Annotated in this window: 26 protein-coding genes and 1 pseudogene; 12 read left to right on the forward strand and 15 right to left on the reverse strand. The window is 73.3% G+C overall.

Annotation, left to right across the window (positions count from 1 at the left end; translation table 11 throughout):
- Positions 1–75: 75 nt before the first annotated feature.
- The 8 genes from ACF1BE_RS18490 to ACF1BE_RS18525 all read left to right on the forward strand — a co-directional run bounded on the left by ACF1BE_RS18490 (position 76) and on the right by ACF1BE_RS18525 (position 7807).
- Positions 76–1116 carry a tetratricopeptide repeat protein gene (locus ACF1BE_RS18490; protein ID WP_392200093.1) on the forward strand — a complete coding sequence of 347 codons (1041 nt, stop codon included), beginning with the start codon at positions 76–78 and terminating at the stop codon, positions 1114–1116.
- Positions 1113–2138, forward strand: a complete 1026-nt coding sequence (locus ACF1BE_RS18495) for a polyprenyl synthetase family protein (protein ID WP_392200094.1) — start codon at positions 1113–1115, stop codon at positions 2136–2138. Before ACF1BE_RS18490 ends, ACF1BE_RS18495 begins: the two co-directional genes overlap by 4 nt.
- A gap of 94 nt (positions 2139–2232) precedes the next feature.
- A complete protein-coding gene (locus ACF1BE_RS18500) occupies positions 2233–3192 on the forward strand; it encodes a threonine/serine dehydratase (protein WP_392200095.1) in 960 nt (319 codons plus the stop codon).
- Between the two features lie 150 nt (positions 3193–3342).
- Positions 3343–4911, forward strand: coding sequence for a serine/threonine-protein kinase (locus ACF1BE_RS18505; protein ID WP_392200096.1), 1569 nt, complete (start codon positions 3343–3345; stop codon positions 4909–4911).
- A 51-nt stretch (positions 4912–4962) separates the two neighbouring features.
- Positions 4963–5934: an LLM class F420-dependent oxidoreductase gene (locus tag ACF1BE_RS18510; protein WP_392200097.1), complete on the forward strand. Its 972-nt coding sequence runs from the start codon at positions 4963–4965 to the stop codon at positions 5932–5934.
- A gap of 127 nt (positions 5935–6061) precedes the next feature.
- The gene (locus ACF1BE_RS18515) at positions 6062–6490 is read left to right on the forward strand and encodes an SsgA family sporulation/cell division regulator (protein WP_392200098.1); all 429 of its coding nucleotides are present in this window, start codon (positions 6062–6064) and stop codon (positions 6488–6490) included.
- Positions 6491–6526: 36 nt separating this feature from the next.
- Positions 6527–7201 (forward strand): DUF2238 domain-containing protein, encoded by a 675-nt coding sequence (locus ACF1BE_RS18520; RefSeq protein WP_392200099.1) that lies wholly within the window; start codon positions 6527–6529, stop codon positions 7199–7201.
- Between the two features lie 39 nt (positions 7202–7240).
- Complete coding sequence (locus tag ACF1BE_RS18525) at positions 7241–7807, forward strand: DinB family protein (protein WP_392200100.1); 567 nt, start codon at positions 7241–7243, stop codon at positions 7805–7807.
- Positions 7808–7879: 72 nt separating this feature from the next.
- Here ACF1BE_RS18525 and ACF1BE_RS18530 read toward each other — a convergent pair whose 3' ends face one another.
- From ACF1BE_RS18530 to ACF1BE_RS18550, 5 genes are all read right to left on the reverse strand, one after another.
- Entirely contained in the window at positions 7880–8374 is a 495-nt protein-coding gene (locus ACF1BE_RS18530) for a DUF6328 family protein (protein ID WP_392200101.1), read from the reverse strand.
- Between the two features lie 52 nt (positions 8375–8426).
- Positions 8427–9410, reverse strand: coding sequence for an aldo/keto reductase (locus ACF1BE_RS18535; protein ID WP_392200102.1), 984 nt, complete (start codon positions 9408–9410; stop codon positions 8427–8429).
- Between the two features lie 76 nt (positions 9411–9486).
- The gene (locus ACF1BE_RS18540; protein ID WP_392200103.1) at positions 9487–10080 is read right to left on the reverse strand and encodes a TetR family transcriptional regulator; all 594 of its coding nucleotides are present in this window, start codon (positions 10078–10080) and stop codon (positions 9487–9489) included.
- Positions 10077–11567: an MFS transporter gene (locus ACF1BE_RS18545; protein WP_392200104.1), complete on the reverse strand. Its 1491-nt coding sequence runs from the start codon at positions 11565–11567 to the stop codon at positions 10077–10079. Before ACF1BE_RS18545 ends, ACF1BE_RS18540 begins: the two co-directional genes overlap by 4 nt.
- A gap of 122 nt (positions 11568–11689) precedes the next feature.
- Positions 11690–12886: an FAD-dependent monooxygenase gene (locus ACF1BE_RS18550; protein ID WP_392200105.1), complete on the reverse strand. Its 1197-nt coding sequence runs from the start codon at positions 12884–12886 to the stop codon at positions 11690–11692.
- A 338-nt stretch (positions 12887–13224) separates the two neighbouring features.
- Here ACF1BE_RS18550 and ACF1BE_RS18555 point away from each other — a divergent pair, with 338 nt between their 5' ends.
- A complete protein-coding gene (locus ACF1BE_RS18555) occupies positions 13225–13602 on the forward strand; it encodes a tyrosinase cofactor (protein WP_392200106.1) in 378 nt (125 codons plus the stop codon).
- Between the two features lie 35 nt (positions 13603–13637).
- Entirely contained in the window at positions 13638–14459 is an 822-nt protein-coding gene (locus ACF1BE_RS18560; protein ID WP_392200107.1) for a tyrosinase family protein, read from the forward strand.
- Here the strand turns inward: ACF1BE_RS18560 and ACF1BE_RS18565 are convergent, their stop codons facing one another.
- From ACF1BE_RS18565 to ACF1BE_RS18580, 4 genes are all read right to left on the reverse strand, one after another.
- The gene (locus tag ACF1BE_RS18565; RefSeq protein WP_392200108.1) at positions 14460–15158 is read right to left on the reverse strand and encodes a ribonuclease H; all 699 of its coding nucleotides are present in this window, start codon (positions 15156–15158) and stop codon (positions 14460–14462) included.
- A 34-nt stretch (positions 15159–15192) separates the two neighbouring features.
- Entirely contained in the window at positions 15193–15987 is a 795-nt protein-coding gene (locus ACF1BE_RS18570; protein WP_392200109.1) for a VOC family protein, read from the reverse strand.
- A gap of 131 nt (positions 15988–16118) precedes the next feature.
- On the reverse strand, positions 16119–16601 hold the full coding sequence (locus ACF1BE_RS18575; RefSeq protein WP_392200110.1) for a VOC family protein: 483 nt from the start codon (positions 16599–16601) through the stop codon (positions 16119–16121).
- 75 nt (positions 16602–16676) lie between these two features.
- Complete coding sequence (locus tag ACF1BE_RS18580) at positions 16677–17096, reverse strand: helix-turn-helix domain-containing protein (RefSeq protein ID WP_392200111.1); 420 nt, start codon at positions 17094–17096, stop codon at positions 16677–16679.
- Positions 17097–17382: 286 nt separating this feature from the next.
- Here ACF1BE_RS18580 and ACF1BE_RS18585 point away from each other — a divergent pair, with 286 nt between their 5' ends.
- A complete protein-coding gene (locus tag ACF1BE_RS18585) occupies positions 17383–18273 on the forward strand; it encodes an RNA polymerase sigma factor SigF (RefSeq protein WP_392200112.1) in 891 nt (296 codons plus the stop codon).
- Between the two features lie 44 nt (positions 18274–18317).
- Here ACF1BE_RS18585 and ACF1BE_RS18590 read toward each other — a convergent pair whose 3' ends face one another.
- Complete coding sequence (locus tag ACF1BE_RS18590; protein WP_392200113.1) at positions 18318–18770, reverse strand: ATP-binding protein; 453 nt, start codon at positions 18768–18770, stop codon at positions 18318–18320.
- 630 nt (positions 18771–19400) lie between these two features.
- A pseudogene (locus ACF1BE_RS18595) lies at positions 19401–20603 on the reverse strand (DUF6777 domain-containing protein); the annotation flags it as partial.
- A 169-nt stretch (positions 20604–20772) separates the two neighbouring features.
- Between ACF1BE_RS18595 and ACF1BE_RS18600 the strand changes: the two are divergent.
- Positions 20773–22059 (forward strand): streptophobe family protein, encoded by a 1287-nt coding sequence (locus ACF1BE_RS18600; protein ID WP_392200114.1) that lies wholly within the window; start codon positions 20773–20775, stop codon positions 22057–22059.
- 23 nt (positions 22060–22082) lie between these two features.
- Here the strand turns inward: ACF1BE_RS18600 and ACF1BE_RS18605 are convergent, their stop codons facing one another.
- From ACF1BE_RS18605 to ACF1BE_RS18620, 4 genes are all read right to left on the reverse strand, one after another.
- Complete coding sequence (locus tag ACF1BE_RS18605) at positions 22083–23222, reverse strand: protein kinase (protein ID WP_392200115.1); 1140 nt, start codon at positions 23220–23222, stop codon at positions 22083–22085.
- The gene (locus ACF1BE_RS18610; RefSeq protein ID WP_392200116.1) at positions 23222–23764 is read right to left on the reverse strand and encodes a hypothetical protein; all 543 of its coding nucleotides are present in this window, start codon (positions 23762–23764) and stop codon (positions 23222–23224) included. The genes ACF1BE_RS18605 and ACF1BE_RS18610 overlap by 1 nt, the downstream gene beginning before the upstream one ends.
- Positions 23765–23773: 9 nt before the next feature.
- A complete protein-coding gene (locus tag ACF1BE_RS18615) occupies positions 23774–26113 on the reverse strand; it encodes an FHA domain-containing protein (protein ID WP_392200117.1) in 2340 nt (779 codons plus the stop codon).
- Positions 26114–26184: 71 nt separating this feature from the next.
- A complete protein-coding gene (locus tag ACF1BE_RS18620; RefSeq protein WP_392200118.1) occupies positions 26185–26595 on the reverse strand; it encodes a hypothetical protein in 411 nt (136 codons plus the stop codon).
- Positions 26596–26836 lie beyond the last annotated feature (241 nt).

Genomic DNA, 26836 nt, shown 5'->3' on the forward strand with positions numbered 1-26836 from the left:
CGGCCCCTCGGGCCGGGGCATTCTTCCGAGACGCTATGCACGCTATGTATACACTCCGTGTATAGAAGGGTACGCATGTACGGCAAGGCTTCCGCCCCGGAGTACCAGGGCGCCCTGACCACCCTCTCCGTGAACTCCTCGCTGGTCGACGTGCTGGCCGAGGGCACCGAACGGCTGCGCGAGGCCGAGCGGGCCGGACTGCCCGGCGAGGCGGCACGCTGCGGCCTCGCCGTCGCCGAGGCGCACCGGCGGCTCGGCCATGTGCGGGACGCCGACCGGGCCTGGAAGGCGAGTTACCGCGCCGCCCGGGAGGCCGGCGACACCGCCGCGATGGCCTGGGCACTGTGGAGCGGCGGCACTCTGGCCCGTCAGCGTGGGGCGTTCCCGCTGGCCTGGCGGCTGCTGAAGCTCGCCGCCGACCTCGGCGAGCGCGGCGGGGACGTCGTGGTCCGCGGCTACTCGCTGGCCGGCCTCGCCGAGACCGGCCGCATCCAGGGCGACTACGAGGCGGTCGGCCGGCTGCACGAGCAGCTGCTGGCCGAGGCCCGCAAACGGGGAGAGGCCCGGCACACGGTGTGGGCGCTGGAGGGCATCGCCCAGATGCATCGCAACACCGGTGACTTCGACCGCGCGTACGCGTTGTTCGAGGAGGCGGCGGAGATAGCCGGCCGGGCCGACGACCGGCGCGGACACGCCTGGGCGCTGCGCGGACTCGCGGACGTCCTCTCCGTGCGCGACGGCGCCACCGCGCGGGCCCTGGAACTGCTGGCCGAGGCGGAGGCCGGCTGCCGCGAGATGAACCTGTCCAGCGCGCTCGCCTACAACCACAAGATGCAGGGCAACGTCCTCTACCGCGCCGGGCGGTACGCCGAGGCCCGGGACCGCTACGAGCTGGCGCTCGCGGAGTTCCGCACGATGAGCGAGCCGCGCGGCGAGGCGCTGTCCCGGCTCGGCCTCGCCAAGTCCCTCGCCCGCCTCGGCCGCGACCGCGCCGAGACGGCCGCCGAACTCGCCGGCCTGGCCCGGACGCTGGAGCGCAGCGGGCTGCGGCACGCCCGGGAGATGGTGGCCCGGGCCCAGCGGGAGTTCGGTCTCGACGCGGAGGTCGCCCGGTGACGGCGCTCGGCTCGCCGGTGCAGGACCCGGCCGTGCTCACCCTGACCCGCAGCCGGGAGCTGGTACGGCCCGCGCTGGAGGACGCGGTGGGACGGCTGCACCCGTGGGTGGCCGAGATGGCCGCCTACTCCTTCGGCTGGTGCGAGATCGGCGGAGCACCCGCCAGCGCCCCGGGCGGCAAGGGCGTACGGCAGGCGCTGGCCGTGCTGGGCGCCGAGGCCGCGGGCGCCGACGGGCGGACCGGGGTGCCGGCGGCGGTCGCGGTGGAACTGGTACACGCCTTCTCGCTGCTGCACGACGACATCATGGACGGGGACGCGGTCCGGCGCGGGCGCCCCACCGTGTGGCGGGCGTACGGCACGGGTCCGGCCGTACTGGCCGGGGACGCCCTGTTCGCGCTGGCGGTGGACGTCCTCGCCGCGGCCCCCGAGGGCCCCGGCGCGGTACGGCTGCTCTCCTCGGCCCTCGCCGATCTGGTGCGCGGACAGGCCGACGACCTGCTGTTCGCCACCCGGCCGTGGACCGGGCCGGAACGGGTGACGGCAGCGGAGTACCGGGTGATGGCGGAGGGCAAGACCGGCGCGCTCCTGGGCTGTGCCGCCGCGCTGGGTGCCGCGCTCGCCGGGGCGCCCCGGGCCACGGTCGGCGCCCTGGACCGGGCCGGGCGGCACCTCGGGGTCGCCTTCCAGCTGGTCGACGACGTGCTGGGCATCTGGGGCGATCCAGCCGTCACCGGCAAGCCGGTGGGCGGTGACCTGCGGGAGCGGAAGAAGACGTATCCGGTGCTGGCCGCACTCGGCTCACCGGCGGCCCGGCACCTGCCCGCGCTGCTGGACTCGCCCGGACGGACCGGGGAGGCCGCCGCGCTGGTCGAGGCGGCGGGCGGCCGGGCGGCGGCGCTGGCCGAGGCCCGCACCCACACGGCCTCCGCCCGGGAGCTGCTCGCCGGCGTGCCCCTGGCCGGCGGGGCCGCCGGGGAACTGGCACGTCTGCTGGACCTGCTGGCGGACCGCGCCCGGTAACCATCATCCGGTACGGCGTTGACCTGGGGCGTCCCGGCGGGTCACAGTGCGTTCCGGCGCGGCTCCGCACTCCGCGCCGGAAGGACGGAGCACCGTGATCGGCATCTCGGACATCGAAGCCGCCGCACAGCGGATCGCCGGGCACGTCGTCAGGACGCCGACGGTGCCGAGTCCCGGCCTCGGCGCCCTGCTCGGCGTCCCGGTCACCGTCAAGCTCGAACTGCTCCAGCGGACCGGCTCGTTCAAGGCCCGCGGGGCCACGGCGAAGCTGCTGTCGCTGAGCGCGGCGGAGCGCGCGGCGGGCGTGGTCGCCGTCAGCGGCGGCAACCACGGCGTGGCGCTCGCGGTGATGGCGGCGGCCCTCGATGTGAAGGCGACCGTGGTGATGCCGCGGACCGCACCCGCGCGGTCCCTCGCGCTCGCCGAGGACGCCGGGGCGTCGGTGCGGCTCACCGACGGCATGGACAGCGCCTTCCAGCTGGTGACGCGGTTGCGCGACGAGGGGCTCACCCTGGTCCACCCGTTCGACGACCCGGTGGTGATCGCCGGACAGGGCACCGTGGGGCTGGAACTGGCCGAGGACGCCGGGGAGCTGACGGACGTCGTGGTCAGCGTCGGCGGCGGCGGTCTGATCGCCGGGGTCGCGGCGGCCCTGAGCGCCCTGCGCCCGGGGGTACGCGTGTGGGGCGTGGAGACCGAGGGCGCGGAGGCGATGTCCGGCGCGCTGCGGGCGGGCGGCCCGGTACCGGTGCCGCTGTCCTCCCTGGTCACCACCCTGAGCGCCCCCTCGGTGGCGCAGCTGACGTACGACCATGTGTCCGCGCTCGTCGAGGACGTCCTGGTGGTCCCGGACCGGGACGCCGTGCAGGGCTGCCTGGACCTCGCCGACCACGCCAAGGTGTGGGCCGAGCCGGCCGCGGGATGTCTGCTGCCGGCGGCCCGGCAGGTGGCGGCGCGGGCCGGCGACGGCGCCCGGATCGGACTCGTGGTCTGCGGGGGCAACACGACGCCCCGGGAACTGCACGGCTGGGCGGAAGGTTTCGGGCTGCTGTGAGACGGCTGCCGGGCGGCCGATCCGACACCGTACCGGCCTTCGAACTTGTGAATGAAAGACGGGAAGGGGGCGTGAATCGACGATTCGCTGAACGCACCCCCGCGCGCCCCGCGTACCTATGGAAAAGACGCCGCAGGGCTTCAGCGAGGGATGACCATGGTCGAGGCGCACGTCTCCGCACACGAGTGGGTCGCCGGACGGTACCGGCTGCTGGAGGTCTTCGCCCAGGAGACCAACCGCCTGTGGTGGTATGCCGAGGACACGGCGGCCGAGCAGCCCCGCCTGGTGACGCAGACGACCCTGCCGGAACCCGTCACCGAGGACACCGCGCGCCGCGTCACGGCCCGGGTCGTCCGCACCTCCGAGACCATGCGGCTGCTCCGCCCCGGCCAGGTCGCCGCGGTCGTCGACGCCGTGGTGCAGGACGGCACCCTGTGGACGGTCACCGAGTGGATCGACGGCACACCGCTCGGCGAACTCCTCGCCCAGGAGGGCTCCCTCCACCCGGTGCGCGCCGCACGCACCGGCCTGGAACTGCTCGACGTGCTGCGGGCGGCGCACGACGAGGGCATCACGCACGGGGAACTGAGCCCCGGCCAGGTCTTCGTACGGGACGGCGGCCCGGTCGTCGTCACCGGGTTCGGACTGGCGGGCGCGACCCTCGTGCCGCGGCTCACGGCACCCTCGTACGCCTCGCCGGAGCAGGCCCGCGACGAACGCGTCGGCCCCGCCGCCGACCTGTGGGCGCTGGGAGCGCTGCTGTACACGATGGTCGAGGGCCGGCCGCCGTTCCGGGACCGCGGCCGGCCCGACGCCACGCTCAAGGCCGTCGACCGGCTGCCGTTGCGCACCCCGCTGCGCGCCGGCCCGCTCACCCGGGCGGTGCAGGGGCTGCTGCGCAAGGACGCGCGGGAGCGGCTGACCCGGCCGGTGGTCCACGAGGCCCTGACCCGGGCACTGACCGAGGACACGGACGCCGACCACCAGCCCGCGCCCGCCCCCCGGGTGCGCGGTGCGTACCGGGGCGCCGTCGTCACCGCCGGCCCCGGGCGCGGCCGGCGGCTCCTGGCCGTCGGCGCCGCACTCGCCGCGGCCGCCGTCGCCGCCGCGGTGCTGGCCTCGGCCGGCGCGCTGCCGGGCACGGACACCGCCGGGCCACCGCGCCGGGCCACCGCCCCGGCCGGCCGGCACACCGGCGGCACCACCACGCCCGCCGCCACCCCCGTCCCGGCCCCGTCGGCCTCCCCCGCCCTGCCGGCCGGCTATCACCGGTACACCGCCCCCGAGGGCTTCTCGGTGGCGCTGCCCGACGGCTGGCGGCGGCTGGCCACCTCCCGGGTGGCCGACCTCGCCTACCGCGTGACCTTCGGCCGCGGCGGCGACTCGACCGCCCTCGCCGTCACCTACAGCGAGCGCGTCGGCCCGGACCCGGTCGCCGTCTGGCGGGACGACGTCGAGCCCGGGCTGGCGAGGCTGCCCGGCTATCACCGCGTCGGCGCCGTCCGGGCCACCACCTACCAGGGCCGCAGGGCCGCCGACCTGGAGTGGCTGGCGGGATCGGGGCGCTCGCGGACCCACACCTTCGGGCGGGGGTTCCTGCTGGGCGGGGCCCGGGGCTTCTCCCTGCGCTTCACCACCCCGGCCGGGGCCTGGGGGAACGCGGCCGGCCGGCTGGCGCTGCGGACGTTCCTCGCGACGTTCCGTGCGCCGAAGGGCTGACCGGAGGCCCGCCGGCCGTTTTCCGGCGGCCGAGCCGGGGACTCGCTCCCCATGGTGCGAATCGGATACACGATGATGACGGAGCAGGCCGGACCCCGGGACCTGGTGAACCACCTGGTGCGGGCCGAGGAGGCGGGGTTCGACTTCTCGGTGACGTCGGACCACTACTTCCCGTGGCTGCGCTCGCAGGGACACGCCTCGTACGCGTGGAGTGTGCTCGGCGCCGCCGCCCAGGCCACCTCGCGGATCCCGCTGATGACCTACGTCACCTGCCCCATCCTGCGCTACCACCCGGCGGTCGTGGCGCAGAAGGCGGCGACGGTGCAGCTGCTGTCCGAAGGCAGGTTCCGGCTCGGCCTCGGCGCCGGCGAGAACCTGAACGAGCACGTCGTGGGCGGCGGCTGGCCGCCGGTGGACGTACGCCACGAGATGCTCGAGGAGGCCGTGCAGATCATCCGCGCGCTGTTCGAGGGCGGCCACGTGACGCATCACGGGCAGCACTACGACGTGGAGTCGGCCCGGCTGTGGGACCTGCCGGACGAGGCGCCGCCGATCGGTCTCGCCGTCTCCGGTGAACGGTCGTGCAAGCTCGCCGGGCACCTCGCCGACCTGGTCATCGCGACGGAGCCGAAGCGGGGCCTGCTGGAGGCCTTCGACCGGCACGGCGGCAGCGGCAAGCCCCGGGTCGGCCAGCTTCCCGTGTGCTACGACACCGACCGGGAGAGGGCGATCAAGCGCGCCCACTCCCAGTTCCGCTGGTTCGGCCTGGGCTGGAAGGTGAACGCCGAGCTGCCGCACCCCGACTCCTTCGAGGCCGCGACCCAGTTCGTCACCGAGGACGACGTCGCCTCCGCCATCCCGTGCGGCGACGACCCGGAGGCGTTCGTGGAGGCCGTGCGGCCGTACGCGGAGGCCGGGTTCGGGGAGATCGCCCTGGTGCAGATCGGCGGCGACTCCCAGCCGGAGTTCATCGACTGGTCGGCGAAGACCCTGCTGCCGGCCCTGCGGGAGGCCCTCGCCTGAGGCCCGCGGGGACGCCCCGGCCGGGCGCGTCGCGCACGGTTCAGCGACTTCGGTCACACGGATGAGCTTCTCGGGCGTTACCGGGGTACTAGAGGGCTCTACGCCGATCGTCCCCGGAGGCCCCCGCGTGAACTCGTTCGTGCACAAGACCCTGGTGGTGCAGCTGCTTGCGCACGGTACCGGCCGGTGTCCGGTGCTGGCCCACCTCAGCTACGACGTCGACGACCCGTTCGCCGTCACCGCCGCCTTCGCGCACGACGGTCATGTGCTGGCCTGCTGGCGGCTGGACCGGCAGATGCTCTCCGACGCTCTGGTCAGGCCGGTGGGGGTCGGTGACGTGCGGATGCGGCCGGAGGCCACCGGACTGTGGCACGAACTGCGGCTGGAGTTCCTCGGGGACACGCGGGCGGACGGCGGCCGGCACCACGCGGTCGTGTTCGCCTGGGCGCCCGCGATCGCCTCGTTCCTGCGCGAGACGTACCAGGTCGTGCCGCCGGGGCGGGAACGCGTCGCGGTGGACGAGCTGCTGGAGGAGATCCTCTCCGCGGCTGAGTAGCCGTACTCATGCCCGCGGTCCCGGCCCGGCGCCACGATGGGTTCCCCCGACGCCCCTCAGGCAAGGAGCCCCGCCGTGACCGCAGCGCCACCCCTCCCGCTCCGCGCGCCGCGCCGCGTACCGCCCGCCCTCTTCGCCTCCGTGGTGGCGGTGGGCCTGGCCGCGTCCGCGTGGGGTGCGCGCGACCGCACCACCTGGTTCCTGGAGACGGTGTGGGTGCTGGCCGGGCTGCCCCTGGTCGTACTGGCCTGGCGGCGCTTCCCGCTGACGGGACTGCTGTGCGGGCTGCTGACCGTGCACGCGCTGGTCCTCGCGGCCGGCGGTCACTACACCTACGCACAGGTACCGGTGGGTGACTGGGTACGCGACAGCTTCGGCCTGGACCGCAATCCGTACGACCGCTTCGGTCACCTGATGCAGGGCTTCGTCCCGGCCGTGCTGGTGCGGGAACTGCTCAGCCGTACCTCGCCGTTGCGCGGCAGCCGCTGGCTGGCGCCGCTCACCGTGTGCGCCTGCCTCGCGTTCAGCGCCTGTTTCGAACTGCTGGAGTGGCTGGCGGCGGAGATCGGCGGGCACGGTGCCGACGCCTTCCTCGCCACCCAGGGCGACGTGTGGGACACCCAGTGGGACATGTGCTGCGCGCTGATCGGATCCGTGCTGTCACTGCTGCTGCTCAGCCGGGTCCACGACCGTCAACTGCGCGCGTGGTGACGACAATCCGGTGGCGGACCGGGGCCGCCGCGGACCATCATGCGGGGCATGAGTGACCGACCCGCACGATGGACCCGGGCGACCGTCTACCCCGACATGTGGACCGACCCGGCCGACGACCCCCGCGACAACGGCGCCAGCCCGGAGGGCGAGCGGGCGACGCTGTCGGACTACCTGACGAACTACCGCATCACCCTGCGGATGAAGTGCGAGGACCTGGACCCGGAGCAGCTGGCCCGGCGCTCGGTCCCGCCGTCCACGATGTCACTCCTCGGCCTGCTCAGGCACCTCGCGGAGGTGGAACGCGACTGGCGCAACTGGATCAGCGAGGCCGACCCGCTGCCGAAGCTGTACGGCGAGGGGGACGCGGACTTCGACGGAGCGGTCGCGGAACAGGCCGTGGTCGACGCCGCGTACGCCGATCTGGAACGCGAACAGGCCGCGACCGACGCCGCACTGGCCTCACACCCGGACCTCGGGGAGCGGGTGGGAAGGGAGCGGATCGCGGTCCGGGAGCTGCTGGTGCACCGGATCGAGGAGTACGCCCGGCACTGCGGCCACGCCGACCTGCTGCGCGAGCGCGTCGACGGACGGGTGGGCCAGTGACCGGCCGGGCGGTCCCCGGTGTCTGCCGTCCGGATCAGGCCGGGCTCGCGGGCCTGATCCGGAGGGAGGATCCTAGTCGTCCGTCCGGTCCGTGTGCTTGCGGCGGGCCCACAGGGGCAGGCCGTACCAGCACACGAGGTACCAGGTGACGACGCCCGAGACCAGGTACGGCACGTATCCGTCGTGCGTGGCCACCCGGAGGATCAGCAGCAGCGACGACGTCATCGTGGCGAGCAGCAGCAGCAGGCCGACGAACGTCAGCCGGGAGGCCAGCCGCACGGCCTGCGGCTTGACCCGGCGGCCGGAGACCAGGCGGTGCAGGGAGACCGGTCCGATGAGGGCGCCGGTCGCGCAGGCGCCCAGGACGACGGTCACGATGTAGATGACCTGATCGGTGTCGGTGAGCCGCACGTACTTCGGCTGGAAGACGACGGTCAGCAGGAAGCCGAACAGGATCTGCACGCCTGTCTGCGCCACACGGACCTCCTGGATGAGTTCACCCCACTTCCGGTCCGCCCGCTCCTCCTCGGTCTCGTCGCGTCCTGTGCGCTGTCCTGCTTCCGTCATGCGGTGCGTCTAACCGCACGGTCGTTCGTTCAAACGGTCCGCGCGCCGGGGTCTACCAGCGGTGTTCGACCTGGTCGCTGATCCGGCGCTCGTACAGCTCCCGGATCGCCGTGACCGTCTCCTCCGGCAGCGGCGGCAGCTTGGCCGCGGCGGCGTTGGCGCGGGCCTGCTCCGGGTTGCGCGCGCCCGGGATCACCGTGGTCACGCCGTCCTGCTCGATGATCCAGCGCAGCGCCAGCTGGGCCGGGGTGTACCCCTCGGGAGCGAGCGCGGCGAACTCGGCGGCGGCCTCGACCCCGGTGGCGTAGTCGACGCCGGAGAAGGTCTCGCCCTGGTCGAAGGCCTCGCCGTGGCGGTTGAAGGAGCGGTGGTCGTTGGCCGCGAACACCGTGTCGCGCGTGTACTTGCCGGACAGCAGCCCGGAGGCGAGCGGCACGCGCGCGATGATGCCGACACCGGCCTCGCGGGCGGCGGGCAGCACCTCGTACAGGGGCTTCATGCGGAAGGGGTTGAGGATGATCTGCACGCTCGCCACGTTCGGCCGGGCGATCGCGGTGAGCGCCTCCGCGCAGGTCTCCACGCTCACCCCGTACGCGGCGACGCGCTCCTCCTCCACCAGGGTGTCCAGGGCGTCGAACACCGCGTCGGAGGAGTAGACCGGGGTGGGCGGGCAGTGCAGCTGGACCAGGTCGACGCGGTCGACGCCCAGGTTGCGGCGCGAGCGGTCGTTCCAGGCGCGGAAGTTGTCCAGGACGTAGTTACCGGGGATCTGTTCGACCCGGCGGCCCATCTTGGTGGCCACGAGCACGTGCAGGTCGGGACGGCCGCGCAGGAACGAGGCGATGGTCTCCTCGCTGCGCCCGTCGCCGTACACGTCGGCCGTGTCGAAGAAGGTGACCCCCGACTCGGCCGCCGTCTCCAGGACGGCCAGGGCCTCCTTGTCGTCCACGTCGCCCCAGTCGGCGCCCAGCTGCCATGTGCCGAGACCGACCACCGATGCCCACTGACCCGACCTGCCGATTACGCGTTCGTCCATGGCCTCAGTCTGTCATCCGGCACGGCGCCCCGCGGAACGGGCCGCTCCGGTGGGCACCCCGGCGTGGGCCGCCGGCTCAGCGGCCGGGCGTCAGCTGGGCCTGTACGGCGGGCCCGTAGCGGTCGGCGACGGTGTCGGCGTCGGTCTGCCGCAGGTGCGGGCCGCGGGCGATGCCGTACATCACGCCCAGGCCGACGAGCGCGGCGACGGCGAGTTCGGCGCGCAGTCCCGCGTCGGGGCCGGTGAGCCGGGCGGCGAGGCGCTCGGTCACCTGGGCGCGGAAGTTGGCCCGCAGGACGTCACCGTGGTCGCCGTGCAGCGGGGCGAAGGCGATACGCAGCAGCGGGTCGGCGCCGCGGTCGCGCTGACTGGACAGCACGTGCCGGACCATGTGCCGGCCCAGGTCGTGCAGCGGGGCGTCCAGCAGGGCGTCGGCGTCGGTGTCGAAGGACATCACCCGGGCGAAGAGGGCGTCCTTGTTGCCGAAGTACTTCAGGATCAGGGGCGGGCTGACACCGGCCCGTTCGGCCACGGCCCTGAGGGTGATGTCGGCGTGGGCGTGCCGGGCCAGGAGGTGGCGGGCCGCCTTCAGGATGGCGGCCCTGGTGGCCTCGGCGTCCCGGCGTGCGGGGGCGGCCTCACGGCCGGCCGGTGCGGTCATGCCGCTCATGCTCCCTCCATCGCCCCGTCGCGCGCGCCCCGGGTGGCCCCGCGGGCGCGCCGGCCGCCGTCGGCGGGCTCGTCGCCCGGGATGGTCAGGGCCGCCACGCAGGCCGCGAGGGCGATGGCGCCCGCCATCGCGAAGGCGAGCAGGTAGCCGTGCAGGGTGGGCACGGGTACGCCGTCGAGGGGGCTGGTGTGGTGGACGAGGACGGCGGCGACCGCCGCGCTGGAGACGGCCTGGCCGATGGTGCGCATGAGGACGTTGACGCCGTTGGCGGAGGCGGTCTGCGCGGCCGGGACGGCGCGCAGGATCAGGGTGGGCAACGCCGAGTAGGCGAGCGTGGTGCCGGTCGCGACCACGGTGGCCCCGAGGATGATCATCCACAGGTCGCGGCTGTCGGCGATGCGCAGCGCGTACCCGCAGGCGATGGCGGCGGCGCCCAGGGCGAGCGTGACGCGCGGGCCGCGCGCGGCCGAGATCCGGGCCGACAGCGGAGAGAACAGCAGCATGGTGACGCCGCCGGGCAGGAGGCACAGTCCGGTGGCGACGATGGACAGGCCGAGGCCGTAGCCGGTGGCCTCGGGCGCCTGCACCAGCTGGGCGGTGACCAGCGAGTTGGCGTAGAAGGCGAACCCGGTCAGCAGGGCCGCCACATGGGACAGGCCCACCCGTGGCCGGGTGACCAGGCGCAGATCGACCAGCGGCCGTGCGCCGCGCAGCTGCTGCCACCACCACAGCGCGAGGACGGCGACGGCGGCCAGGAACAGCCCGAGGACCCGCTCGCTCCCCCAGCCCCAGGTGCCGCCCTGGGAGACGCCCAGCAGCAGGCAGACCAGCCCGGCGGCGAGCCCCAGCGCGCCGAGGACGTCGAAGCGGCCGGGTTCCCGCACCGGTGACTCCCTGACCGCCCACCAGGTCGCCGTGACCCCGAGCGCACCGAGCGCACTGGTCAGCCAGAACATCGTGTGCCAGTCGGCGTACTGCACGACCAGCGCGGCGAGCGGCAGCCCGAGGGCGGCGCCGATGCCGACGGTGGAACTCATCAGCGCCACCGCCGATCCCCGGCGCTCGGACGGCAGTTCGTCGCGCAGGATGCTGATGGAGAGCGGGACGACGGAGGCGGCGGCGCCCTGGAGGGCGCGGGCGGCGATGAGCACGCGGATGTCGGAGGACAGCGCGCACAGGACCGAGCCGACGGTCATCAGGGCGAGCGCGGTGGTGAGCACCCGGCGCTTGCCGTACATGTCACCGGCCCGGCCGAGCACGGGGGTGAGGACGGCGCCGGCGAGCAGCGTCGCGGTGACCATCCAGGAGACGGCGGCCGGTGACGATCCGGTGAGCCGGGGCAGGTCCGGCAGGAGCGGTACGACCACGGTCTGCATGACCGCCATGAGGATGCCGCCCGACGCGAGCACCGGGATGGTGAGCCGGTCGCGCAGCCGGGGCGGCGTGCCGGTGCCGGGCGGCGGGGGTATGGCGGCTGGCTGGTCCATCGGGGCTCCTGCGGGCAGCACGGCGGCGAGGTGAATAACAATTCACCTTATCGGGTGAATGGCCATTCACCAACGCCTCCGTCCGGCCGCGGCCTGGCGGTGGGGACACGGGTCCGGAAGGGTCAGTCCCGGCGGGCGGTGGTCCGGGCGTGCAGGGCGCGGGCGGCGCGGGGGCCGAGCCAGCGCTTGAGCCGGCGGAGCGCCTCCAGCCGTCCGGCCGCCCGGTCCAGGCCGTAGTACAGCTGCGGGGGGACGTACGGCAGCAGGGGCGAGTGGCGCTGGCCGAGCAGGGCGAACATCCGGTGCGGGGGCAGGTGGATGTAGCGGGGCAGGTTCTCGTACCACTGGGCGCTGTAGCGGGCCGCGCTCTGCACGGACAGCAGCTCGGCCTGGCGCCGGCGCTCGTAGGCGGCGAGGGCGTCGGGCAGGGCGGCGTGCTCCTTCAGGGCGCCGGCCAGGCACATGGCGTCCTCCAGGGCGAGGGTGGTGCCGGCGCCGATGGAGTAGTGCGTGGTGTGGGCGGCGTCGCCGAGCAGGACGAGGTTGCCGCGGTGCCAGGTGCGGTTGGTGAGGGTGCGGAAGGTCAGCCAGGAGGCGCCGGGGCGGGCGATGAGGGGGTGGCCGTCGAGGATGCCGGCGAAGAGCCTCTCCAGCAGCACCAGGCCCTCCGCCCGGTCCGCCCGGTCCAGGCCGAGGCCGGTGAAGGTCTCCGGGGAGCACTCGACGACACAGGTGCTGCGGCCGCCGCCGTAGCCGTAGCCGTAGGCCCAGATCCAGCCGTGCCCGGTCTCGGTGAAGGCGAACGTGAAGGCGTCGAACACCTTGGTGGTGCCGAGCCAGATGTAGTGGTTGCGGCCGGAGGTGATCCGGGTGCCGAAGTGCCCCGCGTGCCGGGTGCGCAGGGCGCTGTGCACGCCGTCGGCCGCGACGACGAGGTCGGCTCCGGCGGGTGGTCCGCCGATGTCGCTCTCGAACTCCAGGCGGACGCCGAGGGCGCGGGCCCGGCCGGCGAGCAGTTCGAGCAGCCGGTGCCGGCCGATGCCGAACCCCTCGTCCCCGTGATGGCGGGCCGCCAGGTCCCGGACGTGGGCGACCCCCTCGTTCCAGCGGACGGAGTGCTCCTCGACCGCTCGCGCCGACTCGGGGTCGTGCGCCTGGAGCTTGTCGAGGAGGCCCCGCCAGTACGTCACGCCCCAGCCGTAGGTGGAGCCCTCGGGGTCGCGTTCGTGGACGGTGATGTCGTGGGACGGGTTCTGCCGTTTGAGCAGGATGGCGAGGTACAGGCCCGCGGGCCCGCCTCCGACACAGACGATCTTCACGTGCGCACCCCTGACTGTCACCGGACGTGGTCGACCGGCACCGGACGGTAGCAGTCCCGGCGACCCGCTCGATCGCGTCAGCCTGGCGTGGTGAGCCGCGCCACTCGGACGGGCGGCGCCCGGAAAGGATCACCGGGAAGCGGGGTGCCCCGGCAAGGAATTCCCCGTTCCGCACCAGATCGGCAGCGGGTCACAGCAAGATCATCTTAGTTCAACTCTGTATGACATGTGGTTAATTGTCCGGATCACAGCCAACCCGTTCCGGGCGATTTCTTCCGTTCCCGTAACGCCCGATAGGCATGCGTCGTCACACTCCACCACTCCTGAGGAGGACCCGCATGCCCGGCATCACCCGGCGCCGTGCGCTCACCGCGGCGGCCGCCGTCGCCACGACGGCCACGGCCGCCACCCTCGTCGCCCCGGCCGCGTCCGCCGCCGGCCACCACGAGCCCGCCGCACCCGAGTCCTTCGACGAGGTCTACAAGGGCCGCCGAATACAGGGCCGCGTGTCGAGCGGTGGCGGACACCACCACGAACACGGCGGTGGCTACGCGGTGTTCGTCGACGGGGTGCAGCTGCACGTGATGCGCAACGCCGACGGCAGCTGGATCAGCGTCGTCAGCCACTACGACCCGGTGCCCACCCCGCGCGCCGCCGCCCGGGCCGCGGTGGACGAGCTCCAGGGCGCCGCGCTGCTGCCGTTCCCCGCCAACTGACCGCCCCCGCAAGGAATCCCGGAGCACCCCGCACCATGACGGTACGCAAGAACCAGGCCGCCCTGACCGCCGACGAGAAGCGGCGGTTCGTCGCCGCCGTCCTCGAACTCAAGCGCGGCGGACGCTACGACGAGTTCGTCCGCACGCACAACGAGTTCATCATGGCGGACACCGACACCGGCGAGCGGACCGGCCACCGCTCGCCCTCCTTCCTGCCCTGGCACCGCAGATTCCTGCTCGACTTCGAGCAGGCGCTCCAGTCCGTGGACTCCACGGTCACCCTGCCGTACTGGGACTGGAGCACCGACCGCACGGTGCGCGCCTCCCTGTGGGCGCCGGACTTCCTCGGCGGCACCGGGCGCAGCAGCGACGGCCGGGTGATGGACGGCCCGTTCGCCGCGTCCACCGGGAACTGGCCGGTGAACGTGCGGGTCGACGGCCGCACCTTCCTGCGGCGTTCGCTCGGCACGTCCGTGCGCGAGCTGCCGACGCGCGCCGAGGTCGAGTCGGTGCTGTCCATGGCGACGTACGACATGGCGCCGTACAACAGCGCCTCGGACGGTTTCCGCAACCACCTGGAGGGCTGGCGCGGGGTCAACCTGCACAACCGGGTCCACGTCTGGGTCGGCGGACAGATGGCCACCGGGGTCTCCCCGAACGACCCGGTGTTCTGGCTGCACCACGCCTACATCGACAAGCTGTGGGCGGAGTGGCAGCGGCGCCACCCGGGCGTCGGCTACGTGCCGGCGGGCGGCACACCGGACGTGGTGGACCTGAACGACACCATGAAGCCGTGGAACACCGTGCGCCCGGCGGACCTGCTGGACCACACCGCGTTCTACACGTTCGACGCCTGATCAGGACTCGGCGGTACGGCACTCCGGGTGGCCCCAGCCCTGCGCGTTCTTGGCGATCTTCTCGCCGGCCGCGTAGGACCGGCCGCACGGACAGCGGCCGGGGAACTTGGCCTTGATGGTGCGGGCGGCCGCGGCGCCGCCGGTGCGGCGGGGCGTCTTCCGGCGCGGCGCCCCGGCCGCCGCCGGGGTGTCCGGCGACGGCGGGGGTTCCGGCGAACCCAGCTCGCTGCCGGCGGGCTCCTGCACGATGGCCGCCTGGCTGGCCGCGCGGTCGGCGAAGTCGTTCAGCGGGTCGCCGTCGGCCTGGTGGGCGGGCACGTAGCGGAACTCGACGGACCGGCCGCCGAGGAGCTCGTCGATGCGGACGACCAGGTCCTGGTTGGCGACGGGCTTGCCGGCGGCGGTCTTCCAGCCGTTGCGCTTCCAGCCGGGCAGCCAGGTGGTGACGGCCTTCATCGCGTACTGGGAGTCCATGCGGATCTCCAGCGGCACGTCCGGGTCGACGGCCGTGAGCAGCCGCTCCAGGGCCGTCAGTTCGGCGACGTTGTTGGTGGCCCGGCCGAGCGGGCCCGCCGCCCAGCCGACGGGGGTCCGCTCGTCGTCGTCGGAGATCACCCACGCCCATCCGGCCGGTCCGGGGTTGCCCTTCGAAGCCCCGTCGCACGCGGCCACCACACGTTCACGCATGCACACGATCATGCCATGGCCGCGGAGGCGGCCGGACGGGGTCCGCTCAGACGTCCCTGGTCTTCGGCATCCCGCCCTCGGTGGTCGTGACGTCGATCACCGAGAAGTTGGCACCCTGCGGGTCGCTGAGCGCGGCGAACCGGCCGAAGGGGCTGCTCATGGGGCCGAAGCGGAGGACCGCGCCGAGCCCGGTGGCCCGGGTGACGGCCGCGTCGCAGTCGTCCACGGTGAAGTAGACGTTGATGTACGAGGGCACCTCGGGCGGAAAGTCGTCGGTCATCCGCATCCGGCCGAGGACCGTGTCCTCCCCGACCTGGAACATCCGGAAGTCCACCGCGTCGTCCTCGATCTCCTTCATCCGGTACGGGAACACGGCGGACAGGAAGGCGTCCGCCCGCTCCGGTTCCCGGGTGAAGAGCTCCGCCCAGCAGTAGGCGCCGGGCGTGGCCGTCGCCTCGAAGCCCTCGTGCCTGCCGGCCTGCCACACACCGAACACGGCTCCGCTGGGTTCCCGGCCCAAACACATCGTGCCGAGGTCGCCGACCTGCATCGGTTCCATCAGCACTTCGCCGCCGTTGTGCCGGATCCGCTCAGCGGTCGCGGCGGCGTCCGGCGAGGCGAAGTACAGGCACCACTGCGACTGGCCCTCCTGGCCGGGCATCGGCGGGACCACGGCGGCCACCGCCCTGCCGTCCGCGTAGGCCTGCGTGTAGTTGCCGTACTCCGACGACGACTCGCCGAAGGTCCAGCCGAGCACCTCGGCGTAGAACCGCTTGGCGCCCTCGACGTCACTGAACATCGCGTCGGCCCAACAGGGCGTTCCCTCGGGCTGCACGGCCATGGTCGCGACCCTCCTGGTGTGGTGTGTACCGGTTTGTTCACGCTAGCCATGCGGGGCCGGGCCCGCGCGCCGAGCCGCGCCGGGTTCACCCGGCCGACCGCCCCGGCCCGGCGGGCCGGGGCGCGCCCCCGCTACTCCCCCGCGTACGCCTTCTCCAGCGCGGCGGCGTCCAGCTTGCCCATGGCCATCATGGCCCGGGTGGCACGCGCGGCCTTCTCCGGATCCGGGTCGCCGACCATGTCGAGCAACCGGGCGTAGACCACCTGCCAGGAGACGCCGTACCGGTCCTTGAGCCAGCCGCAGGAGCCGGCCTCGCCGCCGTTCTCGGTGAGCTTCGTCCAGTAGTGGTCGATCTCCTGCTGGTCGGAGCAGAGGATCTGGAAGGAGACCGCCTCGGTGAACCGGTACTGGGGGCCGCCGTTGAGCGCGAGGAACCTCTGGCCGTTGGCCGTGAACTCCACGACCAGCACGGAACCGGCCGTGCCGGGCCCGGCCTCGGTGTGGCGCACGACCCTTCCGACACTCGAGTCCTTGAAGACGGACACGTAGTGGTGCGCGGCCTCCTCCGCCTGGCCGTCGAACCAGAGACACGTGACGAAACCGTCGGTGGTCATGAGTACCTCCTGGGGCGTGGAACGCGGTCACCGGTACAGACCGCCGCCCGCCGCGAAACTCATCGGTCGGCCCGGTCAGGCCGCCAGGCAGAGGCCCCCGTTCGACAGGCGCGGCAACCGCGACCGGTGCGGCGCGGCGGCCGGCCGGTGGTGCGGGGCCGGACGCCGGGACGGCTCCGGGTGGGCCAGCTCGCCGTGGACCAGCGACAGCAGGTCCCCGAGGCCCAGGCCGAGCGCGTGGGCCGCGGCGGCGAGGACCTCGGAGGAGGCCTCCTTGCGGCCACGCTCGATCTCGGACAGGTACGGCAGCGAGATCCGGGCCGCGTCGGCCACCTCCCTGAGCGTGCGCCGCTGGGCGCGCCGCTCCCTGCGCAGTACCGCGCCGACCAGATCGCGCCACAGCGGCTCCCGTGGCGTGGGCTCCGGCGTCTTCGCCGGGGCGGGCACCGGCCGCCGGGCGGCCTCCCGGGCTTCTTCGCTCACCTGGCTGCTCATCCCGTCAGCCTAGGGACGGTGCGGTCCGGGACAAGGGCGCGGCGTTCCGCCCTGAGGGAAATGCCGGGCCGGTGCGGGCGGACCGGATGTTTCACGCCGGTACGGCCGGACGGGTGCATACGCCGGGTCACCGTGGGTACCCGGCGGGTGAAGCCTTCCCCCAGGTACGCTTCACTCCGCGGATACCGGGTATCAGCTCCGGCACACCGCACACACTCGAGGACGGGGCTCGGGCACACAGAGGCCGCCAAGGCAGACGTCGCACCTGACTTTCGTGGGAGAGGCAATGAGGACCGCCGCCGGGATCCGGTCGCAGGCAGAGGTCGCCGAGAGGACCGAGCAGCACAGGACGGGCGAGGGATCACTGCCTGGGATCGCCGACCCGGGGGCCGTCGCCCCGCGCGACGCACGGGAACTGTCCCGCCAGTTCTTCCGCCGGCTCGCCGAGCTGGAGGAGGGCACGCACGAGTACCAGTACGCGCGCAACACCCTCATCGAGATGAACATGTCGCTGGTGCGGTTCGCCGCCGGGCGGTTCCGGAGCCGCGGCGACGACATGGACGACATCGTCCAGACCGGCATGATCGGCCTGATCAAGGCCATCGACCGGTTCGAGCTGTCCCGCGAGGTCGAGTTCACCTCCTTCGCGCTGCCGTACATCGTGGGCGAGATCAAGCGGTTCTTCCGTGACACCACCTGGGCGGTCCACGTGCCGCGCCGGCTGCAGGAACTGCGGGTGGAGCTGGCCAAGGCGCGCGAGGAACTGTCGAGCCGGCTGGACCGGGACCCGACGGTCGCCGAACTGGCCACGCTGATGAACATCTCCCGGGCCGAGGTCGTCGAGGCCCAGATCGCCTCCAACGGCTACAACTCCGCCTCCCTGGACGCCGCGCTCACCGGCGACGGCCCCGAGGACGGCGAGGCCGTGCTCGCCGACTTCATCGGCGTGGAGGAGGAGGGGCTGCGGCTCGTCGAGGACTTCCACGCGCTCGCCCCGCTGATGGCGGAGCTGAGCGACCGCGACCGGCAGATCCTTCACATGCGGTTCGTCGAGGAGGCCACCCAGGCGGAGATCGGCGAGCGGCTCGGCTGCTCCCAGATGCACGTCTCCCGGCTGATCAAGCGGATCATCGCCCGGCTGCGCCAGGGGATGCTGGGCGAACTCGGCTGTGCCTGACCCTGAGCGGAAGAGCGGCGCCCGTACCCGAAGCGCCGCCGAGGTCAGCGTACGAGCTGGAAACGGGCGCGCACCCGCTTGCCCACCGGTACACGCTCCACGGTGACCTCCGAGGCCAGGGCGTGCACGATCTCCAGACCGTGCCGTCCGACACGCTGGGGATCCTTCGGATAGCGGCGGGGCAGGGCGGTGCTGCTGTCGTACACGGACACCGCGACCGCGCTGTTCGTGCCCTCCAGCTCCAGGATGTAGGGGCCGCTGCTGTGCCGGTCCGCGTTGGTCACCAGCTCGCTCACCACCAGGAGCAGCTCACCGTCCGCGCGACTGTCGGCGGGGGCGCACCATTCGGTCCGCAGCTGCTGGAGGAACCGGGCCGCGAACGCGCGCGCCTCAGCGATACAACCGGGTTCGCCGGTGTAGTGGGCCGCGCGTCGCAACGGCTCCACGGGTACGTCGAAGCCAGTCGGTATCACTGCCCCGCCCAGGTGCTCGGTCATGCTGTCTCTCTCGGAAAGCCCGGTACGGCCGGTGTCGCACCAGACCTCGTACCCCGAGCCCGGCCCGCCAGTCCACCGTATGCGTATCCCCACCGCGCACGGTGGCCGGGGTCGGACTGTACTCCGAAACGGGAGAACCGCGACCGCTCACGACTACGAACCGTCCTGCTGGTTCTGATCCTGCTGGTTCTGGTCCTGCTGGTTCTGGTCCTGCTGGTTCTGATCCTGCTGGTTCTGGTCCTGCTGGTTCTGGTCCTGCTGGCCGGGGCTCTGTCCGGGCTGTTCCGGCTGCTCCGAGGTCTGGTTCGACTGCCCGGACGGCTCGGGGGACGCCGGCTCGGAGCCGCCCGTGGAGGGGGGCTCGGCGGAGGAGTTCTCCGCCGGCGGGGAACCCTGTGACGGCTCCGACGACTTGTCGGACGGTGCCTCCTTGGACGGGGACGACTTCTCCGACGAGGGCTCGGACGACGACGGCTTCGAGGACTCCGACGAGGACGACTTCGAGGACTCCGAGGACGACTTGGAGGACGACGACGGCTTCGACGGCTTCGACGGTTTCGAGGACTCCGACGACGACGGCTTCGACGGCTTCGAGGACTCCGACGGTTTCGAGGACTCCGACGACGACTTGGAGGACGACGGCGGCTTCGACGGCTTCGAGGACTCCGACGACGACGGCTTCGAGGGCTTGGAGGACGGCTTGGACGGCTTCGAGGACGACGGCTTCGACGGCTTCGAGGACGACGGCTTCGACGGCTTCGAGGACGACGGCTTGGACGACTGGGACGACGGCGGAGGCTTCGACGACGGCGAGGTGGACCTCGACGGGGTGGTCGTGACCGAGGTCGACGGGCAGGGCGGCTTGCCCGACGTCCCCGGCGTCATCGAGCAGGGCGTCGGCCGGCTCCACGGGTGAGGGTGCGCCGGCGGCGCGGTGTGCTGGTCGTGGCGGCCGTGCGTGTCGCCGCGGTGGCGGCGCAGCCACTCGTCGTGGTGCGGGTCGTAGATCACGAAGGTCTTGACGACCGTCGGCGCCGGTGTCACCACGACGACGTTCGAGGGCCGGTACGCCGGCCAGCTGTGCCCCACCACGTCCGGGGTGGTGCGCTGGACGACCGGCGAGGCCAGCGGGTTCCCGCAGGCGCAGCGCACCCGGGGCACGCCGTGCCCGTCGACCAGGACGGCGGTACCGGCCTGGAGCACGGACTGGTAGCTGGTGACGGCACCGTCGCGGTAGCCGTGGTTGGTCACCCAGGTGTCCGTGCGCAGCTGCACCGGGGTGAGCGAGCGCAGGTAGGCGGGGACACCGGAGGGCTGGACGCCGACCGTCACGGCGAACGCCCGGTTCTTGTCCCGGTCGGCCTGGAGGTACTTGATCTGCTTCGCCACGTCGCAGCTGGACGTCTGCCGGGTGCCGCCGTACAGCCCTGCCGCCCCGCCCTGCACGCCGCGGACCTGGTCGGCCACCCCGGCGGTCGCGGTGGAGGCGGACGGTTCCGGCGGAACGGAGACCACCTGTGCGGTGGACCGGGTGAAGGGGTCCTCGCCCGCGCTGCCGGCGGGCTGGAGGAAGATTTTGCCTGCCTTGGCGGAGGAGCCGCCACCGCCCGGACGGGTGAAGACCAGGGCGAGCGCCACGGCGGCCACCAGGGCGGCGGTGAGCGCTGCCACCCGGGGCACCGACTTCCACCAGGGCCTGTGCGGCTCCCCGGAGCCCGAACCGCCGGTCGGCGGCTGCGCGGGCGGCGGCCCCGAGGGGGGCCGGGAGGATCCCGACAGGGGACCGGACGGAGGTCCTGAGGGCCGGCCGGATGACGGAGGTTCGACGCTCACGAGCCCTTCTTCCCGTCGCACACGCGCGGCTTTGCTGAGATGAACCCGCCACAACCCGGTGTGGTGCATTCGGATGCACTTTGTTCCATTGTGTGCCGCAGTACGGTACGGCCCGCAAGCCGACGCCGACGGCCCGCCCGGGGAGCGGGGAGCCCGGCGACTGCTTAGCGTGGCAAGGGTGAGCCCTCCGACCGTCCTCGCACGGCCCGCCGCCCGCCACGGCTGGGCGCAGGCCGTGGCCGCGGTACTGACCGGGCTGGCCGTCATGGTCCTGCCGGCGGCGCTGGGGCTGTGGGCGGCCGGCGCCGCGGGCCTGCCGGCCGGCGCGTTCCCGCGGGTGGTGGCCGCGACCCTGGTGACGGCGGTCGGCGGCAGCGTGCGGGCCTCCGGCGACGCCGGAGTGTTCGACGGGTCGCCGAAGGGTGTCACCGTGCTTCCGCTGTCGGTGGCGCTCGCCGGTGCCCTGGTGATCGGCGACGGCTTCCTGCGCCCCCTCCGGCACCGGGCCGTGGCCTCGGCCGGGGAGCTGGCGGGCTGGGCGGCCCGGATCGCGGTCCTGTGGCTGGCGGCGCTGACCGGCCTGGCCTTCGCCGCCCGTCAGACCTTCGCGGTGGACGAGGTCGGCGGCGCCCTCGGTGACCCGGCCGGTCTGCTCGACGCCTCGCCGAGGGTCGGGTTCACCACCGACGTGCCGCTCACCGTGCTGTTCGGTCTGCTGTGGCTCGTCGGTGTGCTGCTGCTGGCCCTGCTGGTCGCACGCGGGGCTCCGCTGCCGGGGCGGCTGCTGCGCTTCCAGGAGTCGGTGCGTCCGGCGGCGCACGCGATGGTGGTCCTGCTCCTCGCCTGCGTCGCTCTGGGGCTCGGCACCGCACTGGTCGCGGCGGCCACGCGTGGGCACGCCCCCGCGACCTTCGCGCTGATCCTGCTCGGTCTGCCCAACGTGTCCTGGCTGGGCCTGACCCTGGGGCTCGGCGCGACCTGGGACGGCCACGTGGACGGTCCGTTCCTCCTGCCGATGCCGCACGTCCTGGACAGGATCATGCGCGCCCCGCACACCTCCGCGCTGAACATGCGCTCACTCACCGACTACGACGGCCGGATGTGGTGGCTGGTGGTCGCCGTCGCCGTCCTGCTGCTGGCCGTGGCCTTCCGGACGGCCGTGCGCTCACCGGCCCGCGTCCGGCTCTGGCAGCACGCCGTGCACCTGGCCGTCGCGCTGGCCCTCACGGTTCTGATGATCTGCCTGACCTGCCGTGTGTCGGCACACTTCGGGCTCTCCCTGCTCGGCATCGGCGACCTGGGCGGCGGCCTGTCGGGAGAACTGTTCCTCAGGCCCCGGCTGTGGCAGGCGGTGGGCCTGGGCGCACTGTGGGGTCTGCTGGCCGGCTTCCTGGGCGGCCTGCTGGCCCGTCCGGTCCACCGCGGAGGCCGCGTGGAAGGGCCCCCGATCAACTGACCAACCCGTCGAAGAGACACGCTCTAGTCCCGGAACACCGGCTCGGCCCAGCGCGGGGGGCGCAGGGCTTCGGCGGGCGGCGCGCGGCCGGGCTCGGTGCCCCCACGGCCGATCACCGGCCCGGCGGTCACGGGTCCGCGGGGCGCGCGTTCGGGGATCGCGGGCCCGGATGCCGAAGGTCCGGATTCCGGGCGTTCGGAGCTCACGGAACCCGGGGGCGCGGGCCTGGGGGGCACGGGCCCGGTGCGTACGGGCCCGGTACGTGCGGGCCCGGTACGTGCGGGCCCTCGGGTCATGGTCGTGCGTAGAGCGGCGACGAAGTCGAGGCAGGTTTCGTAGCGGGCGTCCGGGCTCTTGGCCAGGGCTCGGGCGAAGACGGGGTCGACGGCCGGGGGGGTGCCGGGGCGGGCCTCGCTCGGTGGGGGCGGCTCGTCGTACTGGTGGGCCCACAGCAGGGCCATGTCATCCTCGCGCTGGAAGGGCGGACGACCGGTGATGATCTCGTAGACGACGCAGGCGAGGCCGTAGACGTCGCAGCGGCCGTCGACGGGGCGTCCGGAGATCTGCTCGGGAGACACGTAGTCGAGGGTGCCGACGAACTGACCGACGCTGGTGAAGCCGGTCAGGGACAGCGACTTCTTGGTCAGTCCGAAGTCGGTGAGGTACACGTGCTCGGGGTGGTCGCTGTCGGTGCCCTGGGCGACCAGGATGTTGCCGGGTTTGACGTCACGGTGGACCAGACCGTGGCCGTGGGCGGCGTCGAGCGCGGAGGCGACCTGCGCGGTGATCCGTACGGCGTCCGGCAGGGACAGCGGTCCTTGCTCGTCGAGGAGATGGCGCAGGTCGCTGCCGGGGACGTAGCGCATGGCGATGTAGAGCACCCCGTCGGTCTCGCCCGCCTCGAAGACCGGCACGATGTGCGGATGGTCGATCGCGGCGGCCACCTGGGACTCGTGGGTGAACCGCTTGCGGAAGGTGTCGTTGCGGGCAAGTTCCGGGGCGAGCAGCTTGAGGGCGACCGTGCGGTCCAGGCGCAGGTCGCGGGCGCGGTAGACGACGGCCATGCCGCCGCGGCCGATCTCGCTCTCGATCAGGTAGCCCGCCACCCTGCGGCCGATCAGTTCCGAGGGGCGGCCGGAGAACAGGCTGCTCTGGTGCGCCATCAACGCTCACCTTCGGGCGCGACCAGCCGGGTCGGCGCGTGGCCGGTGTCGTCCGTGCCGGTGACCGCCCGGTCGGTGGCGTAGGTGTTCAGCAGCCGTCCCTCGCTGTACACCCACCGCCCCTCCCGCGGGTCGTACAGCCACATGGACTCCCCGTCGATGACGATCCCGATCCGCAGGCCCTCGGTGCGGGCGCCGAAGGCCTCGCCGTCCAGGCCGCCCGCCGCCAGTGCCTCCACGGCGGCCCGGTAGTCGCCCAGCGCCTGTTCGGCGCGCGCCAGCAGGGGCCGCGGATCGGCGGTGCCGTCGGGCCCGCCGGCCGCGGGCGGGTCCTCGGGTACGGCGACCAGCCGGCGGCCGTCGACCCAGGCGCCCCAGCCGTTGGCGCAGCGGATGTACCCCCAGTCGCCGCGCCGCTCCACGAGCTGCACCGGCAGGAGCGGGTCCAGCGGCATGGTGGGCCGGGCCGGGTCCGGGGCCTCCCAGGCGGGCAGGCCACGTGGCGGGACGACGTGCGTGGGCCGGAATCCGGGCGAGGTCATCGGGTTCGCCTACTTCCGCGTCACGGCCGGCTCCTGCCGGCGCAGCAGCCTTGCGACCGCGAACCCGCAGAGCGCGGACAGCACCAGCAGCATGCCCAGGTCGAGCAGCCAGAAGGCCGCCGCGTGCCGGAACAACGGGTCGGCGGCCTGCTGAGCGGGCATGATCCGGGCGATGCCGAGGGTGCCGGCCATGGCGCCGAACGCCCAGCGGGAGGGGACGAGCCAGGACAGCTGTCCGAGGCCGGGCGTGCCGTTCAGGTGGAGCATGGCGCCGCAGAAGACGACCTGGACGATGGCGAGCAGCACCAGCAGCGGCATCGTCACCTCCTCCTTGGGTACCAGCGCGGAGACCACCAGGCCGAGCATCATCGCCGTGAAGGCCAGCAGGGCGACGGCCAGGATGATCTCGGCGAGCGGCGGCAGCAGGACGCCGCTGTCGCCGGGGGCGTTCAGGCCGACGCCGAGCAGGGCGACCAGGGTGAGCACGACGGCCTGGGCGACCGTGACCGTGCCGAGCACCACCACCTTGGACATCAGGTAGGCGGATCTGGACAGGCCGACGGCGCGTTCCCGCCGGTAGACGACGCGTTCCTTGACCAGTTCGCGCACCGCGTTGGCGGCGCCGGTGAGCACGGCGCCGACGCACAGGATGAGCAGGACGTTGGTGGCCGTGTCCCGGGTGAGGTCGCCCTGGCCCAGGGCGCGGGCCATGGCGCCCATCACGAACGGCAGGGCGATCATGACGAACAGGAAGGTGCGGTCGGCGCTCAGGACGGCCGTGTACCGGCGGATGAGGGTGCCGAGCTGGGCGCTCCGGCTGCGCGGGCGGGGCGGCGGCGACGGGGTGAGGGGGGCCGGTCCGGGGTGGTGGGGCTGGGCGGTGGCCTCGCTCGTGTAGCGGCGATGGAGCGGGGACTCGCGGTACTCCCTGGCCCAGTCCCGGTCGGGGTCGCGGTCGAACGCCTCGAAGGCCTCCGGCCACTGGTCGGTGCCGAAGAAGGCGAGGGTCTCGTCGGGCGGCCCGTAGTAGGCCACCCGGCCGCCCGGGGCCAGGACGAGGAGCCGGTCGCAGATGTCGAGGCTGAGGACGCTGTGCGTGACCACGATGACCGTACGGCCGTCGTCGGCGAGGTCGCGCAGCATGCGCATCACCGAGCGGTCCATGCCGGGGTCCAGGCCGGAGGTCGGTTCGTCCAGGAAGAGCAGGGACGGCTTGGTGAGCAGCTCCAGGGCCACACTGACGCGTTTGCGCTGGCCGCCGGAGAGGCTGTGCACGGGCTGGTCGGCGCGCTGTTCCAGGCCCAGTTCCCGCATGACCTCGTCCACCCGGGCGTGCCGCTCGCTCCGGGCGGTGTCCTCGGGGAAGCGCAGCTCGGCGGCGTATCCGAGGGCGGCGCGGACGGTGAGCTGGGGGTGCAGGATGTCGTCCTGCGGGACCAGGCCGATGCGCTGGCGCAGTTCCGCGTAGTCGCGGTACAGGTCGCGGCCGTCGTACAGCACGGTGCCGCGGTCGGCGGGGCGCTGCCCGGTCAGTGCGCCCAGCAGCGTGGACTTGCCGGCCCCGCTCGGTCCGACGACGGCGAGCAGGCACTTCTCCCCCACCGGGAAGGACACGTTGTCCAGCAGGACCTTGCGGCCGCGGTCGACGGTGACGGTGAGGTCCTGCACGTCGAGGGAGACCTCGCCGGTGTCGACGTACTCCTGGAGTTCGCCGCCGACCAGGGAGAACGCGGAGTGGCCGATGCCGATGATGTCGCCGGGAAGGACGGGGGCGCGGGTGACGCGCCGGCCGTTGAGGTAGGTGCCGTTGTGGCTGCCGAGGTCGGCGATCTCGTACGTGCCGTCCGCGAGGGCGCGCAGTTCGGCGTGCCGGCGGGAGACGATCAGGTCCTGCACGATCTGGTCGTTGTCGGGCGACCGGCCGATGCGGATGGCGCGCTCGGGCAGGGGACGGACGCTGGCGGGCCGGCGGAAGGTGCCGGTCAGCTCGGGCAGGGAGACCGCGGAGGGGCGGTCCGGGTGGGGTTGTGGGGGGCGGACCAGGTGGGCCCGGGGGCCGTCGGCAGGGTTGCCGAAGCGGATCTCGTCGCCGGGCCGGATCCCGCACTCCTGGATCCGGCGGCCGTCGGCGTAGGTGCCGTTGGTGCTGTGCTCGTCGGCCAGGATCCAGTGGCCGTCGTCGGCCCGCAGGACGGCGTGGTGCCATGAGACCCGGGCATCGTCGAGGACGATGTCACTCAACGGGTCGCGTCCGACGTGGTAGTCGTGGCCCGGGCTCATCACCGTGGAGCCGGTGTCGGTCTCCAGGACGATGTCGGGCGCCGTCAGTCCGACCGGCCGCTCCGCCATGACCCGATTCTACCGATTCGCCCACCTGTGTGCCCCCCGATGCGGTGGGCCCGGGTTCCCGCGGACACGTGTCAGGCGACGGGCAGGACGAGTCCCGGGCCGGTGCGCTGCATCCGCAGGGCGTCGACGGACTCGGCGAGCAGCTCGTACTCCGTGGTGTCGTCACTCGCGGCGATCCTGAGCAGCCGGCCGTCCGCCAGTTCGTCGGCGGCCCGCTCCTGCCGGGCGTCGTCGGCGCACCAGGAGCGCAGCAGGGCCGGGACGTCGGCCACCGTGACCGCGACCGGCACCAACGCGCCCGCGGGGAAGGCGGGGTCCTGCGGGCTCGGGTCGAGCCGCTCGGCGATCCAGGACGCCCGGTCCCGCAGCCACCACAGCGCCAGCGCCAGCGTCGGCGCCCGATAGGTGCCGAGCGGTACGCCGATGCGCCGGCCGTCGCATACGCCGTACGCCGTGACATGGCACAGGAACTCGTCGTGCACGTCTCACTCCCCGGTCGCCTCGCTGACTGCCGGTCCGGCCTCTCGCCCCCCGTGCGGCTCCCTGTGCGGTGAAGTGCCCCCTGACGTTCGAGTATCGCCACTGCCAAAACACTGTCACCATGCCTTTCCGGCCAGTCTGTTGGCATATTCACCGCCCGTTCTGGCCGGAATGAGCCGGGCTGTACGGCGGCGGGGGTATGACCCCGGAGGTAATCGACCCCTCCCCCGGTCCCGCGGCATG

It is taken from the genome of Streptomyces sp. NPDC014991, from assembly GCF_043080665.1.
In the GTDB taxonomy this organism is placed as follows: Bacteria; Actinomycetota; Actinomycetes; order Streptomycetales; family Streptomycetaceae; genus Streptomyces.

Bases quoted from the DNA above. Each gene is read 5' to 3' on its own strand.
- ACF1BE_RS18490 (WP_392200093.1), top strand. From the start codon at position 76: ATGTACGGCAAGGCTTCCGCCCCGGAGTACCAGGGCGCCCTGACCACC.
- ACF1BE_RS18505 (WP_392200096.1), top strand. From the start codon at position 3,343: ATGACCATGGTCGAGGCGCACGTCTCCGCACACGAGTGGGTCGCCGGA.
- ACF1BE_RS18510 (WP_392200097.1), top strand. From the start codon at position 4,963: ATGGTGCGAATCGGATACACGATGATGACGGAGCAGGCCGGACCCCGG.
- ACF1BE_RS18520 (WP_392200099.1), top strand. From the start codon at position 6,527: ATGGGTTCCCCCGACGCCCCTCAGGCAAGGAGCCCCGCCGTGACCGCA.
- ACF1BE_RS18525 (WP_392200100.1), top strand. From the start codon at position 7,241: ATGCGGGGCATGAGTGACCGACCCGCACGATGGACCCGGGCGACCGTC.
- ACF1BE_RS18530 (WP_392200101.1), bottom strand. From the start codon at position 8,374: ATGACGGAAGCAGGACAGCGCACAGGACGCGACGAGACCGAGGAGGAG.
- ACF1BE_RS18535 (WP_392200102.1), bottom strand. From the start codon at position 9,410: ATGGACGAACGCGTAATCGGCAGGTCGGGTCAGTGGGCATCGGTGGTC.
- ACF1BE_RS18540 (WP_392200103.1), bottom strand. From the start codon at position 10,080: ATGAGCGGCATGACCGCACCGGCCGGCCGTGAGGCCGCCCCCGCACGC.
- ACF1BE_RS18545 (WP_392200104.1), bottom strand. From the start codon at position 11,567: ATGGACCAGCCAGCCGCCATACCCCCGCCGCCCGGCACCGGCACGCCG.
- ACF1BE_RS18555 (WP_392200106.1), top strand. From the start codon at position 13,225: ATGCCCGGCATCACCCGGCGCCGTGCGCTCACCGCGGCGGCCGCCGTC.
- ACF1BE_RS18560 (WP_392200107.1), top strand. From the start codon at position 13,638: ATGACGGTACGCAAGAACCAGGCCGCCCTGACCGCCGACGAGAAGCGG.
- ACF1BE_RS18565 (WP_392200108.1), bottom strand. From the start codon at position 15,158: ATGATCGTGTGCATGCGTGAACGTGTGGTGGCCGCGTGCGACGGGGCT.
- ACF1BE_RS18570 (WP_392200109.1), bottom strand. From the start codon at position 15,987: ATGGCCGTGCAGCCCGAGGGAACGCCCTGTTGGGCCGACGCGATGTTC.
- ACF1BE_RS18575 (WP_392200110.1), bottom strand. From the start codon at position 16,601: ATGACCACCGACGGTTTCGTCACGTGTCTCTGGTTCGACGGCCAGGCG.
- ACF1BE_RS18580 (WP_392200111.1), bottom strand. From the start codon at position 17,096: ATGAGCAGCCAGGTGAGCGAAGAAGCCCGGGAGGCCGCCCGGCGGCCG.
- ACF1BE_RS18585 (WP_392200112.1), top strand. From the start codon at position 17,383: ATGAGGACCGCCGCCGGGATCCGGTCGCAGGCAGAGGTCGCCGAGAGG.
- ACF1BE_RS18590 (WP_392200113.1), bottom strand. From the start codon at position 18,770: ATGACCGAGCACCTGGGCGGGGCAGTGATACCGACTGGCTTCGACGTA.
- ACF1BE_RS18605 (WP_392200115.1), bottom strand. From the start codon at position 23,222: ATGGCGCACCAGAGCAGCCTGTTCTCCGGCCGCCCCTCGGAACTGATC.
- ACF1BE_RS18610 (WP_392200116.1), bottom strand. From the start codon at position 23,764: ATGACCTCGCCCGGATTCCGGCCCACGCACGTCGTCCCGCCACGTGGC.
- ACF1BE_RS18615 (WP_392200117.1), bottom strand. From the start codon at position 26,113: ATGGCGGAGCGGCCGGTCGGACTGACGGCGCCCGACATCGTCCTGGAG.